At 69.6% G+C, this 16,451-nt stretch carries 11 protein-coding genes and 2 pseudogenes; 6 read left to right on the forward strand and 7 right to left on the reverse strand.

The window, feature by feature from the left end; all coding sequences use genetic code 11:
- Positions 1-13 precede the first annotated feature (13 nt).
- Positions 14-733: a uracil-DNA glycosylase gene (ung, locus tag EAT51_RS13255; RefSeq protein ID WP_130521542.1), complete on the forward strand. Its 720-nt coding sequence runs from the start codon at positions 14-16 to the stop codon at positions 731-733.
- 375 nt (positions 734-1,108) lie between these two features.
- Here the strand turns inward: ung and EAT51_RS13260 are convergent, their stop codons facing one another.
- The gene (locus EAT51_RS13260; RefSeq protein WP_228257934.1) at positions 1,109-1,819 is read right to left on the reverse strand and encodes a DUF2059 domain-containing protein; all 711 of its coding nucleotides are present in this window, start codon (positions 1,817-1,819) and stop codon (positions 1,109-1,111) included.
- 266 nt (positions 1,820-2,085) lie between these two features.
- Between EAT51_RS13260 and arfB the strand changes: the two genes are divergently transcribed.
- Both arfB and EAT51_RS13270 read left to right on the forward strand, forming a co-directional pair.
- Positions 2,086-2,517, forward strand: coding sequence for an alternative ribosome rescue aminoacyl-tRNA hydrolase ArfB (gene arfB / locus EAT51_RS13265; protein ID WP_130521545.1), 432 nt, complete (start codon positions 2,086-2,088; stop codon positions 2,515-2,517).
- Positions 2,518-2,563: 46 nt separating this feature from the next.
- Positions 2,564-3,124, forward strand: a complete 561-nt coding sequence (locus tag EAT51_RS13270) for a lysophospholipid acyltransferase family protein (RefSeq protein WP_130521547.1) — start codon at positions 2,564-2,566, stop codon at positions 3,122-3,124.
- A 95-nt stretch (positions 3,125-3,219) separates the two neighbouring features.
- On the opposite strand, the gene EAT51_RS13275 is transcribed toward EAT51_RS13270, so the two are convergent.
- The 3 genes from EAT51_RS13275 to EAT51_RS13285 all read right to left on the reverse strand — a co-directional run bounded on the left by EAT51_RS13275 (position 3,220) and on the right by EAT51_RS13285 (position 8,016).
- Positions 3,220-6,288 (reverse strand): TonB-dependent receptor, encoded by a 3,069-nt coding sequence (locus EAT51_RS13275; RefSeq protein WP_130521549.1) that lies wholly within the window; start codon positions 6,286-6,288, stop codon positions 3,220-3,222.
- Between the two features lie 101 nt (positions 6,289-6,389).
- Positions 6,390-7,460, reverse strand: a complete 1,071-nt coding sequence (locus EAT51_RS13280; protein ID WP_130521551.1) for a FecR family protein — start codon at positions 7,458-7,460, stop codon at positions 6,390-6,392.
- Positions 7,435-8,016 (reverse strand): RNA polymerase sigma factor, encoded by a 582-nt coding sequence (locus EAT51_RS13285; RefSeq protein ID WP_130521553.1) that lies wholly within the window; start codon positions 8,014-8,016, stop codon positions 7,435-7,437. Before EAT51_RS13285 ends, EAT51_RS13280 begins: the two co-directional genes overlap by 26 nt.
- A gap of 439 nt (positions 8,017-8,455) precedes the next feature.
- On the opposite strand from EAT51_RS13285, the pseudogene EAT51_RS20660 reads away from it, so the two are divergent.
- From EAT51_RS20660 to dcp, 3 genes and pseudogenes are all read left to right on the forward strand, one after another.
- Positions 8,456-8,872, forward strand: a pseudogene (locus EAT51_RS20660) (cyanophycinase); the annotation flags it as partial.
- Positions 8,873-9,109: 237 nt separating this feature from the next.
- Positions 9,110-10,063 carry an isoaspartyl peptidase/L-asparaginase family protein gene (locus EAT51_RS20665; protein ID WP_228257939.1) on the forward strand — a complete coding sequence of 318 codons (954 nt, stop codon included), beginning with the start codon at positions 9,110-9,112 and terminating at the stop codon, positions 10,061-10,063.
- A 155-nt stretch (positions 10,064-10,218) separates the two neighbouring features.
- Positions 10,219-12,378: a peptidyl-dipeptidase Dcp gene (dcp, locus tag EAT51_RS13295; RefSeq protein WP_130521555.1), complete on the forward strand. Its 2,160-nt coding sequence runs from the start codon at positions 10,219-10,221 to the stop codon at positions 12,376-12,378.
- Positions 12,379-12,891: 513 nt separating this feature from the next.
- Here the strand turns inward: dcp and phbB are convergent.
- The 3 genes and pseudogenes from phbB to EAT51_RS13315 all read right to left on the reverse strand — a co-directional run bounded on the left by phbB (position 12,892) and on the right by EAT51_RS13315 (position 16,400).
- Positions 12,892-13,632, reverse strand: coding sequence for an acetoacetyl-CoA reductase (phbB, locus tag EAT51_RS13300; RefSeq protein ID WP_130521557.1), 741 nt, complete (start codon positions 13,630-13,632; stop codon positions 12,892-12,894).
- 205 nt (positions 13,633-13,837) lie between these two features.
- On the reverse strand, positions 13,838-15,169 hold the full coding sequence (locus EAT51_RS13310) for a CitMHS family transporter (RefSeq protein WP_130521558.1): 1,332 nt from the start codon (positions 15,167-15,169) through the stop codon (positions 13,838-13,840).
- 10 nt (positions 15,170-15,179) lie between these two features.
- Positions 15,180-16,400: pseudogene (locus EAT51_RS13315) on the reverse strand (OprO/OprP family phosphate-selective porin).
- Positions 16,401-16,451 lie beyond the last annotated feature (51 nt).

Genomic DNA, 16,451 nt, shown 5'->3' on the forward strand with positions numbered 1-16,451 from the left:
ATCCTGTTCGCACATGACCGACGACAACGCTTCCAATCCCCGCATCCAGCTCGAGCCTTCGTGGAAGGCGCGGGTGGGCGATTGGCTGCTGCGGCCGGAGATGCAGGCGCTGTCGGCGTTCCTGCGTCAGCGCAAGCAGGCCGGGGCGCATGTGTTTCCGCCGGGGCCGCGGATCTTCGCGGCGTTCGATGCCACGCCGTTCGAGGCGGTCAAGGTGGTGATCCTGGGCCAGGATCCGTATCACGGCGCCGGGCAGGCGCACGGGCTGTGCTTCTCGGTGCTGCCGGGCGTGCCGGTGCCGCCGTCGCTGCAGAACATCTACAAGGAGCTGGCCAGCGACATCGGCTTCACTCCGCCGGATCACGGTTGCCTGATGCCGTGGGCGCGCCATGGCGTGCTGCTGCTCAACTCGGTGCTGACGGTCGAGGAGGGCCGCGCCGGCGCGCATCAGGGCAAGGGCTGGGAGGGTTTCACCGACCATGTGATCCAGACGCTGGCGCAGGAGCGCGAGCATCTGGTGTTCCTGCTCTGGGGCAGCTATGCGCAGGCCAAGGGCAAGGTGATCGATCCGCGCCGGCATCGGGTGCTGAAGGCGCCGCATCCTTCGCCGCTGTCGGCGCACCGCGGCTTTTTGGGCTGCCGGCATTTCTCGCAGGCCAACGAGTATCTCGATCGGCATGGGTTGGGGGCGGTGGACTGGCGTCTGCCGCCGCGGGCGCAGTTGGCGCTTTAGGGCTTCCGGTAGAAGCGCCTCTGTTGTTTCCCGCTTGGCGGGGAACGACTTCTTGCTCAGCCTTTTCCTGAGGCGCTCGCATTCTGCTTCTGCCCCCTCCCTTTGGCCGCAGGCCAAGGGGAGGGATGGGGAGGGGTGCTCTTCGCGGGGAAGTCAAAAGCAAGAGCACCCCCTCCCAACCTCCCCCTTCGCTTCGCGAAAGGTGAGGGGCTGTTCTGGACTTCGGGGGGACGAGGGGGGCTGTGGGTGGCTCCGCTTCGTCTGCGTGCCGAGAAAGGTGTGAGGCTTTGCGGCTGCGGCTGCGGCTGCGGCTGCGGCTGGCGGCAAGCTCGCGGACGCCGTCTTCAGGGCTGCCGCCCTGCGCCGGGTGCGGCGCTACGAGGCCTTCTTGGTCGTGGTGGTCTTCTTGGCCGGGGTCTTGCTGGTGGTGGCCTTCTTGGTGGTGCTGGCCTTGGTCGAGCCGGACTTGCTGCTGCTCGACTTGCTGGAGCTGGACTTCTTCGTGCTCGACTTGGTGCTCGACTTCTTGCTGGTCGAGGTGGCCTTCTTGCGGGTGCTGCTGGTCGTGGCCGACTTGCGGCGCTCCTCCGGCGGGGACACCGGCGGGGCGGGCAGGGGCTCGGCCGAGACGGTCTTGACCTCGGCCTGCAGCGCCTCGAGCTGCGGGATCATCTTCTGCTGGATGCCGACCATCAGGCTCTGCATCACCGCCGGCGTGCGGTCCAGCAGGCGCTGGCCGGCCTTGCTCTCGTAGAACTTGGTCATCGCCTTGACGTCGTCGTCGTCGAAGGTCTTGCGGTACACGTCCAGATAGACCGGGCGCATCTGCTCCCAGGCCAGCGACTGGCGCACGATCTCGGAGGTCTTGGCCTGGATCTGCTGGATCTCGGCCTGCTGCTGCGGGGTCAGCGTCTTGCCCTGGGTCAGCTGGGCGAACTGCTCGCGCTGCATGGCCTCGACCTGGGGCTGGATCGCCGCCAGCATGCTCTGCGCGCGCGAGGCGGCCAGCAGTCGGTCGATCTCCTCGTCGGTCGGCACGCGGGCCAGCGCGGGCGCGCAGACCGCCGCCAGCAGGGACAGCAACAACAGGACGGACGTGAATCGACGGCGTGGCATGTGGATCTCGAAAAGGCGCGCAACGTGACCGGCGATGGTGCCGAGCCGGCGCGGGGTGCGTGTAAAAATTTCACTAAGCAAGGGCGGCGATTCTGCGTCGGTTCGCCTCGCTCGCAAAGCGCGATGACAGACTCGTCAGGTGCGCGCGCGGGCCGGGGTTCAGGACCGCGATGGGCGCCGGCCCGCATGTCGCGGCATCGCACGGCGTGTCATCGCCTTGTCCTACAATCGCGGCCATGCCGGCCGGTTCCCTCCAGATCACCCCTGCGCTGTCGATCCCCGAGGAGGAGCTGGTCGAGCGTTTCGTGCGCGCCAGCGGCGCCGGCGGGCAGAACGTCAACAAGGTGTCCAGCGCGGTGGAGCTGCGTTTCGACGTGGCCGGCTCGCCGTCGCTGCCCGAGGCCCTGCGCAGCCGCCTGCTGGCGCGTCGCGACCGGCGCCTGACCGACGAGGGGGTGCTGGTGATCGACGCGCAGCGCTTCCGCACCCAGGACCGCAACCGCCAGGACGCACGCGAGCGCCTGGCCGACATCATCGCCGCCAGCCTGTCGGTGCCCAAGGCGCGCGTGGCGACCCGACCGAGCCGCGCCTCCAAGCTGCGCCGGCTGGATGAGAAGAAGACCCGTGGCCAGATCAAGCGCAACCGGACCGCACGTGACTGGGACTGACCCGACCCCGAGGCCGCCGGGCCAGATGCCGGCCCCCCCCCGCAACATGCCGCGTGTGAAGCCCAACCGCTTCAACCGCTGGTGCGCGCGCACGCTGTTGCGCCTGAGCGGCTGGCGCATCGCCGGCGAGCTGCCGGACATCCCCAAGCTAGTGATGATCGTGGCCCCGCATTCGTCCAACTGGGACGGGCTGTGGGGCATGGCGGCCAAGATCGCGATGGGCTTCGAGGTCAAGGTGCTGGCCAAGGCCAGCCTGTTCTGGTGGCCGCTGTCGATCCTGCTGCACAAGCTGGGCGTGGTGCCGGTGGATCGTGCCAACGCCGGCGGTGTGGTCAGCACCGCGGTGGACACCATCCGCCGCAGCGAGCGCATCTGGTTCGTGGTCACCCCCGAGGGCACGCGCAACCGCGTGGACAAGTGGAAGGCGGGCTTCTGGAAGATCGCCCGCGCCGCCGATGTGCCGGTGCTGATGGCCTACTTCCACTACCCCGAGAAGATCATCGGCCTGGGGCCGGTGTTCCACACCAGCGCCGACATGGAGGCCGACATGGCCGCCATCCGCGCCTGGTACCGGCCGTGGATGGGCAAGACGCGCGGCACTGTCTGAGGAACCGGCGGAGAGGAACGAGGCGCGAGTGAGCGCGGAGCTTCGACCCGCGCTCTGGCGCGCGCGCGCGTTCCTCGTTCCTCAGCACGCGGTTCTCACAAGGCCTTGCCGCCGAACTTGTAGGTGAAGTCCAGATACAGGCTGCGCCCCAGCGAATCGAACCAGGACACGTCGTAGTACGGATAGGCGGTGTAGCTGGCGTCCTTGGGCGGCATCTTGTCCAGCACGTTGTTGACCGTCAGCGACAGGCGCGCGCGGTCGCCGAACTGCCGCGACAGCGACAGGTTGTAGCGCCAGGTCGCCTCGACCCACGGGCTCTGGCCCGAGTCCTCGTCGAAGTCCTGGTCGTAGGAGGCGTAGTTGGGCAGCTTGCCCAGGCGCTGGCCGTACACGGTGGCCGACCAGGCGGCCTTGCTCCAGCCCAGGCTGGCGCTGGTCTTGGTGCGCGGGATGTCGTAGCCGCTGTTGATGGCGAACTCGTCCACCATCGGATCGCCGGCATAGACCTGGATGTCGTGGCGGTGCACCCAGGTGTAGTCCAGGCCCAGCGTGAACAGGCCCAGGCCGGTGTCCAGCTTCCAGTGCGCGGCCAGGTCGGCGCCGGAGGTGCGTTCGCGGGCGATGTTGATCGGTTCGACGGACACGCCGTAGAGCTTGCCGTCCGCCAGCCGGGTGACGCGCGAGAGCGCGTCCACGCAGGTACCCGAGCTGAGCGGGACCGCGCCGGTGAGGCAGTCGCGCTCGTTGCGCAGGACCACGTCCACGCGCAGGTCCTGCACCTGGTCGCGCATGTCGATGTCGAACCAGTCCAGCGAGATGTCGAAGCTTGGCGTGGGCGAGAACACCAGGCCGGCGGTCCACGCGGTGCTGGTCTCCGGCTTGAGGTCGCGGTTGCCCACGCGCGTGCGCACGATGCCCTCGTCGCCGTAGCTGCAGTCCTCGTACGGCGTGCCGGCCTCCTCGGTGTCGCAGCGGTAGTAGTCCACGCCGGAGGTCTCGTCCTCGCCTTCCTGGGCGAACAGGTAGTGCAGGTCCGGCGCGCGGAAGGCGGTGCCGTAGGAGCCGCGCAGCAGCAGCGCGTCGATCGGGCGCCATTCCACGCCCGCGCTCCAGGTCGGCTTGTCGATGCTGCGGCCGGCGAAGCGGTACTGGTCGAAGCGCCCGGCCAGGCTCAGGTTGAGGCGCTCCAGCAGCGGCAGGCGCAGTTCGCTGGCCACCGCCCAGCGGTTGCGGCTGCCGTGGCCGTCGGAGTCCTTCCAGCTGTAGTAGTAGTCCTGCGTGGCCAGCGGATCGGGCTTGAGGTCGTAGCCCTGGCTGCCGAGCTCGGCGGTGGCCGACAGCCCGGCCGGTCCGCCGGGCAGGCCGAACAGCGCGGTGTTGGTCAGGGTGAAGGCCAGCGTGTCGTTGCGCGACTCGGGGTGGTAGGTGGAGCGCGCGAAGATGCCGTCGTACTCGGCGCGGGTCAGCGGGGTGTACAGGCGCGCCGGATCGGCGTTGTAGATGGGATAGCCCGAGTCCTCGTCGATGCCCAGCATCGTCCCCAGGAACAGGTCGTTGGCCTTGGACGCCACGATCTGCGGCCAGCTCACCGCCAGCGAGTACTGCGAATGCGACAGCGAGGCCTCCCAGTCCCAGGCCTGGCCGAACCGGCCGGCCAGGCCGGTGGTGAGGCTGAAGGTCTTCTGCCGGTTGCGGACCGTGCCGGTGTTCAGCCCGCCCATTTCCTCGGGCGTGAACTGGCGCTGCCAGTACTCCACCTGCTCGGTGGCCTGGTTGTAGAAGTAGCCGTCCTTCTGCCCGTTGGGCTGCTGGTAGGACCAACTGCGCACGTCCCGGAACAGGTCGATGGTGTGGTAGCCGGCCTGCACGTCGGCGAACCAGCGCAGCCCGTCGCCGAAGTCGTAGTTGAAGCTGCCGTAGGCGTTGAGCCCCTCGCGTTTGCTGATGATGGTGCCGTAGCCGATCGCCTTGTCGCTGCCGCAGTAGTAGCCGGGGCCGTAGTCGTCCAGCGCGGGATCGTAGTCGCCGTAACGCGGGCGCGAGGCGTAGTAGGTGGAGTGGCCGTTGAAGCGGGCCAGCGCCTCGCAGGTGTCCCGGCCCGGGTCGAGGTAGGTGTCGTAGTAGTCGGTGCGCAGGAAGCCGCGGCGCGCGATCCGGCCGCTGGCCACGGGGGAATCCTGCGAGGAGTCCTGGATGCCGCGCTGATAGGCCCACAGCGGGTTTTGTCCGGTGTACTCCAGTCCGTACACCGCGCTGAAGGCGCCGCGCTCGAAGCCGCTGGAGATGCTCAGGTCGAACGAGTCGGCATCGCCGCGGCTGGTGGTGCCGAAGCGGTAGTCCACGGTGGTGCCGTCGGCGTGCTTCTTCAGGATGAAGTTGACCACGCCGGAGATCGCGTCCGAGCCGTACACCGCCGAGGCGCTGCCGCTGAGGATCTCGATGCGCTCGATCATCCCCAGCGGGATGTTGGAGATGTCGGTGAAGTTGCTGCGGCCCTTGAACGGCAGCGGGAAGTCGGCGATGCGGCGGCCGTTGACCAGCACCAGGGTGTGGTTGGGCCCCAGCCCGCGCAGGTCCACCTGCTGGGCGCCGGGCGAGAAGTCCGCGCCGTTGGCCGACTGCTGGCTCTGGGTCTCGCCGCCGTTCTGGGTGATCGCGCGCAGCACGTCGGGCACGGTGGTGAAGCCCTTGGCCTTGATGTCCTCGGCGGTGATGGTGGTGATCGGCGCAGGACCCTCGACCTGGGCGCGCGGGATGCGCGAGCCGGTGACCTGCAGGCGCTCCAGGTCGGTCGGGGCGTCGCTGTCGGCCTGCGGCGCGGGCGCGGGCTTCGGGCGCGCGCCGGGCGCAGGCCGCGGGGTCGCGTCCTGGCGGGCGATCAGCAGGGCGCCGGAGGCGTCGCGCCGGGCGACCAGGCCGCTGCCTTCGAGCAGGCGCTCGGCGGCCTGCGCCGGGCTCAGCTCGCCGCGCACGCCGCGGGTCTGCAGGCCGGCCAGCTGCTCGGGGCGGTAGAGCAGCTGCGCGCCGGTCTGGCGCGAGAGCGCCTGCAAGGCGCCGTCCAGGCTGCCGGCCGGGATGTCCAGTTGGCTGGCGGCCTGGGCCTGGGCGGACAGGGCCGCCGCACAGGCAGCGCTCAACAGCAGCGTTCGCAGCTTGGAATGCATTCGACTCTCCCCAGAGTGGCGGGCGTGCGGGGGGCGCGCCCATGCAAGGCTCAGGACGAACAAGTCCGCCACTCCCCCCACGCGATCGACGCGCGGCGTGCTCAGCGGCTGTGCAGCAGCACCGTCCCGGGGCGGCGTTCGGCGTGCACGGGGAAGCCGCGTTCGAGCAGGCGCACGAAGCCGTCGGCGTTGTCCCACTGGAAGGTGCCCGACACCCGCAACGCGGCGGCGCGGGCGTCGGCCACCACCAGCTTGTGCGCGTTGTAGCGATTGAATTCGGCCACCGCCTCGCCCAGGGCTGTGTCGCGGAAGCTCAGCAGGCCGCCGCGCCAGTCCAGCGCGGCCTCGGCCTCGGCCACCGGCACGCTGCGCACCAGCACCCCGTCCGGACCAGCGATGGCGATGCTGCCGGCCGGCAGCAGCGTGGTCGGGGCGGGGCGGTCGCCGTGGTCGTCCGATTCCAGCCGCACCGTGCCTTCGGTGACGACCACGCGGGTGGTGGCGCCGTCGCGGCGTACCGAGAAGCGCGTGCCCACCGCCACCGCGCGGCGTTCGCCGGCCTCGACCACGAACGGCCGGTCGGCGTCCTTGGCCACCTCGAAGTAGGCCTCGCCGCGTTTCAGCGCGATGCGCCGGCGCGCGGCCGACAGCGCGACCTCGATCAGGCTGTCGCTGCTGAGAGTGGCGCGCGAGCCGTCGGACAGCGCCACCGGCTGCAGCTGGCCCAGCGCGCTGGCATAACTCGCGCTTTCGGTGACCGCGTAGTGCCTCCAGCCGGCGCCGGCCACGCCCAGGGCGAGCAGCAGCACGGCCGCGCCGGCCAGCAGGGCAGGCCAGCGGCGGTGGGAGCGCGCGGGGCGCGGGGCGAAGACCACCTGCGACAGGTCGGCGCCCGGGCCGGGGGCCGCGGCGGGTGCGGTGGGCGGTGCCGCCGTGGACGACCAGGCGCCGCGCGGCGGCACCGTGCCCGGCGCCACCCCGGCGCCGAGCGCGGCCAGGCGCCCGCTTTGCTCCCAGGCCGCCTCCAGCCGCAGGAAGGCGATGCGGTGCGCGGTGGCCTGCGCCAGCCAGGCTTCCAGCGCGTCCTGTGCCTGGGTGTCCCAGTCCCCGCAGTCGCGCCGCGCCAGCCACGCGGCCGCGCGCGACTCAATCCTGGCGCTGTCCGTCGACATGCCGGTGTCCGGTCGGTTGCGATGCGGTGGTGGCGGGGCGCGCCGGGCCGCCGCCGTGATAGGCCCCGGCCAGCAGGCGCATGCCCTTGGCCAGGTGCTTCTCCACGGTCTTCTCGCTGATGCCCATGCGCATGGCCGCCTCCTTCTGCGACAGTTCCTCCACCCGCCGCAGCCACACAACTTCCCGGCAGCGGTCCGGCAGCCGGTCGAACGCCTCGGCCAGCCGCCTGAGCACCTGCCGTCCGCCGCACACGCGTTCGGGACAGGCCTCATCCACCAAGACGTGCAAGGCGTCCAGATCACCCACTGCCTCGATCGACACCACCCGCCCGCGGCGCAGCCGGTCGGTCATCAGGTGGCGGGCGGTGGCGAACAGGAAGGACTTGGGCGCGGTCGGCAGCGCCTTGCCGGCGGCCTCGTAGACGCGCACGTAGATCTCCTGGCGCAGGTCGTGGACCTCGTCGGGCCGCGACCAGCTGCGGCGCAGATACGCGCTCAGCGACGCCTCGTGGATCAGGATCTCGCGGATGAACCAGTCGTCCAGGGCGGTGCGCATGGCCTGCACCATAGCCGAGCGGGCGCGCTGTTGCCCACGGGGGGATTGGCGCTGTTCGTTCGTCCTGCATGGCTGTCGCCCTCCAAAGGAACCCCTGCCCATGCCGTCCGTTTCGCGCAAGTCCTGGCCGCTGCTGGCCGCGCTGCTGTGGTCGGGTGTGGCGATGGCCGCGCCGGCCTCGCTGGACCACTACCTGCTGGGCGACGCCAGGGCCGCCACGCCGGGCAAGGTCCAGCCGGGCCTGCTGCTGATGGGCGGCGGCGACCGCAACCACGACGCCCTGCGCTGGTTCTTCGCCAAGGCCGGCAACGGCCACCTGGTGGTGCTGCGCGCCTCGCAGGCCGGCGAGGTGGGCGACGAGTTCTATCGCGAGGTCGGCGGCCCGGTGTCGGTGGAGACCTTCGTCTTCCACGACCGCCAGGCGGCCTACGACCCGAAGATGCTGCAGGCCCTGAAGCGGGCCGACGGCATCTTCATCGCCGGCGGCGACCAGTCGCGCTACGTGCGCTTCTGGAAGGACACGCCGGTGGCCGCCGCGCTGGATGCGCACGTGGCCGCGGGCAAGCCGCTGGGCGGCACCAGCGCCGGCCTGGCCATGCAGGGCGAGTATCTGTACGGCGCCATGGACGGCGGCAGCCAGACCAGCCCGCGCGCGCTGGCCGATCCGCTGGGGCCGGAGAACACCATAGAGACCGGCTTCCTGCACTTGGCCGCGCTCAAGGGCGTGGTCACCGACACGCACTTCAGCGAACGCAACCGGCTGGGCCGGCTGATCGGCTTCGTGGCCAAGGCCGAGACCCTGGCCGGGCATCCGCTGATCGGCCTGGGCGTGGACGAGAGCGCGGCGGTGGCGGTGGAAGGCGACGGCAGCGCCCGCGTGTACGCCACCGCGCCCGGCGCCGGCGCGACGGTGGTGCAGGGCGGCTTCACCGAGCGCCAGGCCGAGGACAGCCCGATGCAACTGGCGCAGGTGCGCACGCTGGGCGTGGGCGCCGGCTCGGTGCTGCACCTGCCGGCCGGCACGGTGGACGCGCCGGTCTTCCAGCGCCGCTACGCGGTGCGCGACGGCGTGCTGGTCCTGCTGGATGCGCCGATGCTGGTGATCCACGGCGGGGCGGGCGTGGAGCGCAAGGGGATGACGCCGGCCGACGAGGCCGAGGCGCGCGCGGCGATGACCGCCGCGCTGCAGGCCGGCCATGCGCTGCTGACCCAGGGCAAGCCGGCGCCGGAAGCGGTGGCCGCGGCGATCACCGTGCTGGAAGACTCGCCGCAGTTCAACGCCGGCAAGGGCGCGGTGTTCACCCACGACGGCAGGAACGAGTTGGACGCGGCGATCATGGATGGGGCCAGCGGCAAGGCCGGCGCGATCGCCGGTGTGCACCGGGTCAAGAATCCGATCCTGCTCGCCAAGGCGGTCATGGACCACTCCCAGCACGTGATGATGGTCGGCGATGGCGCCGAGGTCTTCGCCCGCGAGCAGGGCATCACGCTGGTCGATCCGTCGTACTTCCGCACCGAAAAGCGCTGGCAGCAGCTGCAGCAGGCGCTGAAGGAAGATCGCCTGGGCCTGGCCCACGAGGACCTGGCCACGGCCAGGCACTTCGGCACCGTCGGCGCGCTGGCGCTGGACGGCGCCGGGCGGCTGGCGGCCGGCACCTCTACCGGCGGCATGACCGACAAGCGCTACGGCCGGGTCGGCGATTCGCCGATCATCGGCGCCGGCACCTATGCCAACGCGCAGTGCGCCGTGTCCGGCACCGGCTGGGGCGAGTTCTACATCCGCGCGGTGGCCGCCTATGACATCTGCGCGCGGATGAAGTACGCCGGCCAGTCGCTGGTGCGCGCGGCGCAGACGGTGATCAACCGCGAGATCCCGGCCGCCGGCGGCGACGGCGGTGCGATCGGGCTGGCCGCCGATGGCGTGGTCGCCTTCCCGTTCAATACCGAGGGCATGTACCGCGGCTGGATCGGCGCCGACGGCGTGCCGCACGTGGCCATCTACAAGGACGACGCACTGCCGCTGCCGGCCGGCCAGGCGGCGCCTTAGGCGTGGCTGGCCCGGCGCCCGGACCGGGCAGGCCGGGCCCGGGCGCCGATGCGTCCTGACGCTGACCTTTGGCCCAATCGGCCAGCGTCCGGCACGTGCCACCGAACGGCAGATCGGGTAGCGTGCGCGGCTCTTCCGCAATGGCTGGATCCCGCATGACCCGCACCCTCGCTCTTGCCACCGCCATCAGCCTGGCGCTGGCCGCCTGCCACGCACAAACGGAGGCCGATGCCGTGAAACCCGCCGCGTCCACCCCGGCCGCCGAAGCCGCGCCGCAGCGCGCCAACCCGCTGCTGAGCGCCAGCACGCTGCCCTTCCAGGCCCCGCCCTTCGACAAGATCCAGGACAGCGACTACCTGCCGGCCTTCGAGGAAGGCATGCAGCAGCACCTGGCCGAGATCCGCAAGATCGCTGACAACCCGGAGCCCGCCACTTTCGCCAACACGCTGGAGGCGATGGAGCGCAGCGGCGAGACCCTGACCCGTGTCTCGCGCATCTTCTTCGGCCTGGTCCAGGCCGATACCAACGATGCGCGCCAGAAGATCCAGGAAGAGATCGCGCCCAAGCTCGCCGCGCACCAGGACGAGATCAACCTGGATCCGAAGCTGTTCGCGCGCATCAAGAGCCTCTACGACCAGCGCGACACCTTGAACCTGGACCCGGAGCAGAAGCGCCTGGTCGAGTACCAGTACCAGGAGTTCGTGCGCGCCGGTGCGCAGCTGTCCGACGCCGACAAGGCCACCCTGCGCAAGCTCAACATCGAAGAGACCACCCTGGCCACGCAGTTCCACACCAAGCTGGTCGCGGCCGCCGCCGCCGGCGCGGTGGTGGTCGACGACAAGGCCAAGCTGGACGGCCTGTCCGACGGCGACATCGCCTCGGCCGCGCAGGACGCGGCCGCGCGCAAGCTCGACGGCAAGTACCTGCTGGCCCTGCAGAACACCACCCAGCAGCCGGTGCTGGCCTCGCTGAAGGATCGCGACCTGCGCCTGCAGGTGATGAGCGCCTCGCAGACGCGCGCCGAGAAGGGCGACGCCAACGACACCCGCCAGACCGTGCAGCGCCTGGCCCAGCTGCGCGCGCAGAAGGCCAAGCTGCTCGGCTTCGACAGCTATGCGGCCTACAGCCTCAGCGACCAGATGGCCAAGACGCCGGATGCCGCGCTGAAGCTGCTCACCGACACCGTGCCCGCCGCCACCGCCAAGGCGCGCAGCGAGGCGGTCGAGATGCAGAAGGTGATCGACGCGCAGCAGGGCGGCTTCAAGCTCACCGCCGCCGACTGGGACTTCTACGCCGAGCAGGTGCGCAAGGCCAAGTACGACCTGGACGAGGCGCAGATCAAGCCGTACTTCGAGCTGGACAACGTGCTCAAGAACGGCGTGTTTTACGCCGCCACCCAGCTCTACGGCATCACCTTCAAGGAGCGCACCGACATCCCGACCTACCACGACGGGATGAAGGTCTACGAGGTGTTCGACCAGGACGGCAAGTCGCTGGCGCTGTTCTACACCGACTACTTCAAGCGCGACAGCAAGTCCGGCGGCGCCTGGATGGACGAGTTCGTCGGCCAGAACGGGCTGAGCGGCACCAAGCCGGTGGTCTACAACGTCTGCAACTTCACCAAGCCCGCACCAGGCCAGCCGGCGCTGCTGAGCTTCGACGACGTCACCACGATGTTCCATGAGTTCGGCCATGCGCTGCACGGCATGTTCTCCAACGTGAAGTATCCGACCCTGGCCGGCACCGCCACCTCGCGCGACTTCGTCGAGTTCCCCTCGCAGTTCAACGAGCACTGGGCCTCCGATCCGAAGGTGTTCGCGCATTACGCCAAGCACTACCAGACCGGCGAGGCGATGCCGGCCGATCTGGTGGAGAAAATCAAGAAGTCGCGCACCTTCAACCAGGGCTATGCCACCACCGAGTACCTGTCGGCGGCGCTGCTGGACCTGTCCTGGCACACCCTGCCGGCCGACGCGCCGCTGCAGGACGTGGACAAGTTCGAGGCCGATTCGCTGAAGAAGTACAAGGTCGATCTGGCCGAAGTGCCGCCGCGCTACCGCACCACCTACTTCGACCACATCTGGGGCGGCGGCTATTCGGCCGGCTACTACGCTTACTTCTGGGCCGAGGTGCTGGACGACGATGCGTTCGAGTGGTTCAAGGAGCATGGCGGGCTGAGCCTCAAGAACGGCGACATCTTCCGCGACAAGATCCTCTCGCGCGGCAACACGGTCGACCTGGCCACGCTGTACCGCGACTTCCGCGGCAAGGATCCCAGCGTCGCGCCGCTGCTGGAGAATCGCGGGCTGAAGTGAGGCGGGTTTTTCTGCCGAGTTCTGGCGGGAGATATGAAAAAGGACGGCTTCTGGCCGTCCTTTTTTGTTCTTGTCGCGCTAGGGATTGCAGCGCGTGGGCATTGCGACTTGGAAAGGGGTAGCGGTCCGGCGGGCGGCGTCCGCTTTCCCCTCAATCGGGGCATCCTGCCCTGATTCGGGCGCTCGGCCTCCTGCCTCGCTCGTCGCGGCCACTGCCCGCCGGCCCGCTGCGGCGCGCTTCATGTCTCATGACTTCGGCTCGAAAGAAATCCTGACCTGTCAGCCGCAGAGCCTCGACCCGACAGGGCATGGCACAACATGGGCCATGCCGTGCGCACAGTCCTCGCAAACCCTGTGGGAGCCGCCATGGCGGCTCCCACCTGTAGAGCGGAGCTTGCTCCGCTGCTCTTCGTTCGGTTCGTGGGGAAGGCCTCAGCGGAGCAAGCTCCGCTCTACAGGAGGACCGCTGCGGGACTTGAGAAGACAGTTGCTCCCACCGAGCAGGAGTCGCGCTCAGTCCATATGCAGGCCGCCGTTGACGGCGTAGTCGGCGCCGGTGACGTAGGCGGCTTCGTCGGAGACCAGCCAGGCGCACAGGCCGGCGACTTCGGCCGGCTGGCCAAGGCGGCGGACCGGCACGCTGGAGGCCAGGCGCTCCAGCATGTCGGGCGGGAAGCCGCTGATCGCCGCGCTGGCGATGTAACCGGGCGAGAGCGTGTTGACCGTCACCCCGCGTGTGGCCACTTCCTGCGCCAGCGCACGGGTGAAGCCGCCCATCGCCGCCTTGGCCGTGGCGTAGTTGACCTGGCCGATTTGCCCGCGGTGCGCGCTGACCGAGCCGATGTTGACGATGCGTCCCCAGCCGCGCGTGGTCATGCCGTCGATCACCTGCTTGGTGACGTTGAACAGCGCGTTGAGGTTGCCGTTGATCACCGCCTGCCAGTCCGCGCGCTGCATCTGCCGGAACAGCTGGTCGCGGTGGCCGCCGGCGTTGTTGACCAGCACGTCGATCTCGCCGACCTCCGAGCGCACCTGGTCGAAGGCGGCCACGGTCGAGTCCCAGTCGGCCGCATTGCCCTCCGAGACGATGAAGTCGAAGCCCAGCGCGCGCTGCTCGCGCAGCCAGCCGGCCTTGCGCGGCGAGTCTGGCCCGCAGCCGACCACCACGGTGTGTCCACTATGGGCCAGCTTCTGGCAGATGGCCGTGCCGAGGCTGCCCATGCCGCTGGTGACGTAAGCGATGCGAAGTGTCATTGGATGGACCTTGGAAGTATTCGAAGAGGTGTCGGAACCCGGAAACCGGGCCCCGTAAAAAGCGAGCGTGGCCTGTGAAGCGTCAGTGGCGTTTGCTTTCCCGATTCCCGATTCCCGATTCCCGAATCCCGATTCCCGAATCCCGAATCCCGAATCCCGAATCCCGAATCCCGAATCCCGAATCCCGAATCCCGAATCCCACCCCTTAAGCCACCAACGGAAACAACCCAAACACCAACCCCGCCGCCATCAGCACCAGCGAGACCAGCACCGCCCACTTGAGGGTGAACTTCTGGTGGTCGGCGAACTCCACCTTGGCCAGGCCCACCAGCAGATAGGTCGAAGGCACCAGCGGGCTGAGCAGATGCACCGGCTGGCCGGCCAGCGAGGCGCGCGCCATCTCCACCGGCGTGATGCCGTATTCGCCCGCGGCCTGCGACAGGATCGGCAGCACGCCGAAGTAGAAGGCGTCGTTGGACATGAAGAAGGTGAAGGGCATGCTGGCCAGTGCGGTGATCACCGCCAGGTACGGGCCGCAGGCATCGGGGATCACCGCCAGGAAGCTGCGCGACATCGCCTCGACCATGCCGGTGTTGGATAGGATGCCGGTGAAGATGCCGGCGGCGAAGATCAGCGACACCACCGACAGCACGTTGCCGGCGTGGTTGACCAGGCGGCGTCGCTGCTCGGCCAGGTCCGGGTAGTTGATCACCAGCGCGATGGCGAAGCCGATCATGAACAGCACCGGCATCGGCAGCACGCCCACCACCAGCGCCGCCATCAGCGCGCAGGTCAGGGCGAAGTTGACCCACAGCAGCTTGGGCCGCTTGATGTGCTCGACATCCTCGACCGTGGGCAGGGCGTCGCTGCCGTCCTCGGCCACCGAGGCGTCCATCCAGTCCTGGCCCGGCGGCAGCTGGATCACGCCCAGGCGGCGGCGCTCCTGCAGGCCCAGCCACCACGCCAGCGCCAGGATGCTGAGCAGCGCGATGACCATCGCCGGCACCAGCGGCACGAACACATCGGCCGGGTCCACGTGCAGCGCGGTGGCCGCGCGCGCGGTCGGCCCGCCCCACGGGGTGAGGTTCATCACGCCGCTGGCGAGCATGGTCACGCAGGTCATGCGCAGCGCGTTCATGCCCAGCCGGTGGTACAGCGGCAGCATGGCCGAGGCGGTGATCATGTAGGTGGTCGAGCCGTCGCCGTCCAGCGAGATCAGCATCGCCAGGATCGCCGTGCCCATCACGATCTTCAGCGGATCGCCCTTTACCAGGCGCAGGATGCGTCCGACCAACGGGTCGAACAGCCCCGCATCGATCATCACGCCGAAATAGAGGATGGCGAACATCAGCATCACGCCGGTCGGCGCGATCTTCTTGATGCCCTCCAGCATCATCTCGTTGATGCCGCCGCCGAAGCCGCCCAGCAGCGCGAACACGATCGGCACCGTGATCAGCGCCACCAACGGCGAGAGCCGCTTGGACATGATCAGGTACATGAAGGCGATGACCATCCCGAAGCCGAGCAGCGTCAGCATTCGCGTTTCCTCAAGGGTTGAAGGCCGCACCGGCGGTACGGCGGTACTGGAAGCGTCCGGTGTAGGCCAGGGTGTGGTCCAGCCTGGTGCCGGTGCGGTGGTCGCGGTTGCGGCTGTCGATCACGTCGAACATCACCCGCAGGTTGGGCTGGAAGTACCAGTTGGCGCCCAGCGCCACCGCCCGCATCGAGGCATCGATCGTGTCGGCCATGCCGTCGGGATGCTGCCGACCCCACATGCGGTCGTAGCGCAGCGCCAGTTCCAGCGCGCCGGTGCGGTGGCGCATGGCCTTGACGCGCGAGAAGCGCCCGGTCTTGCGGTCGTAGCCGCGCGACTCGCCGGTGACGAACCAGCTGACGAAGCCGTAGGCGGCCTGCACCTTCGCCTGTTGCGCGCCGTCGTCCAGCACCGCGCCGCTGTATTCGCCCTGCCAGGACAGCGGGCCGTGGACCTCGGCGTATTCCAGCGACCACTTGTCCACGTCGGTGTCGCGGCCGGCGTCGAAGCGCGCCAGGGTCAGGCGGCTGTTGTCGGCCAGGTCGTTGGCCGGGCGCGGCCGCAGCACCAACGCGGCGGCCCGGCGCGTGCCCGGATGGTCGTAGGCCTCGTGCGCCAGCGACAGGCCCAGGTGCCGCAGCGTGCTGCCCGCATCCAGCGGCAGCTAGGTGGCGCGCCCGCCGACCGCCGCGCCCTTGGTCGCGCTGTTGTCGATGCTCTCCAGGCTGTAGGCGCTCGCCGCCCAGGTGCCATGCGGCAGGGTGGCCTGCCAGGACACCGCCTTGCGGTAGATCGGCGCCAGCGTGCTGGGGCCCATGCCGCGCTCCAGGAACGCGCCGTAGTTGGAGCCGGTGCGATCGTCCAGGCTGAAGTACTGCTTGAACTGGCCCACCGTCAGCGTGCCGGCGTCGAACGCTCTGGCGATGTACACATCGCGCGCGACGATGCCGGCGCTGCCCGGGGCATCCTGCAGGCCGGCCAGATCGACCTCGGCCTTGTAGATGAAGCCGTAGAAGCGCCCGGAGACATCCAGCCAGACCCGGCGGAACTGGGTGTCGTTGCGGTTGGGCACGCCGCGCTCGTCGTTGTCGAACACGGCGAAGTCCCAGTGCAGGCGGCCGCCCAGTTCGGCGGTGATCGGGCGCGTGTCCTCGTCCGCGGCCAAGGCCGGTGCGGCGACGCAGGCGCCCAGGACCGCGGCCAGCGCGGCGATGGTGTTGGTGGTGGTGGACACGGACCCTCCCAGGTTCGGATCGGACGCCGCGGATCGAGCCCGGGCGCCGAG

The organism is Pseudoxanthomonas winnipegensis (genome assembly GCF_004283755.1).
GTDB classification, from domain to species: Bacteria; Pseudomonadota; Gammaproteobacteria; order Xanthomonadales; family Xanthomonadaceae; genus Pseudoxanthomonas_A; species Pseudoxanthomonas_A winnipegensis.

Coding starts and splice junctions, on each gene's coding strand:
- EAT51_RS20665 (WP_228257939.1), top strand. CDS start 9,110: ATGCTGGTGATCCACGGCGGGGCGGGCGTGGAGCGCAAGGGGATGACG.
- arfB (WP_130521545.1), top strand. CDS start 2,086: ATGCCGGCCGGTTCCCTCCAGATCACCCCTGCGCTGTCGATCCCCGAG.
- EAT51_RS13310 (WP_130521558.1), bottom strand. CDS start 15,169: ATGCTGACGCTGCTCGGCTTCGGGATGGTCATCGCCTTCATGTACCTG.
- dcp (WP_130521555.1), top strand. CDS start 10,219: ATGACCCGCACCCTCGCTCTTGCCACCGCCATCAGCCTGGCGCTGGCC.
- EAT51_RS13280 (WP_130521551.1), bottom strand. CDS start 7,460: ATGTCGACGGACAGCGCCAGGATTGAGTCGCGCGCGGCCGCGTGGCTG.
- phbB (WP_130521557.1), bottom strand. CDS start 13,632: ATGACACTTCGCATCGCTTACGTCACCAGCGGCATGGGCAGCCTCGGC.
- EAT51_RS13270 (WP_130521547.1), top strand. CDS start 2,564: ATGCCGCGTGTGAAGCCCAACCGCTTCAACCGCTGGTGCGCGCGCACG.
- EAT51_RS13285 (WP_130521553.1), bottom strand. CDS start 8,016: ATGCGCACCGCCCTGGACGACTGGTTCATCCGCGAGATCCTGATCCAC.
- EAT51_RS13275 (WP_130521549.1), bottom strand. CDS start 6,288: ATGCATTCCAAGCTGCGAACGCTGCTGTTGAGCGCTGCCTGTGCGGCG.
- ung (WP_130521542.1), top strand. CDS start 14: ATGACCGACGACAACGCTTCCAATCCCCGCATCCAGCTCGAGCCTTCG.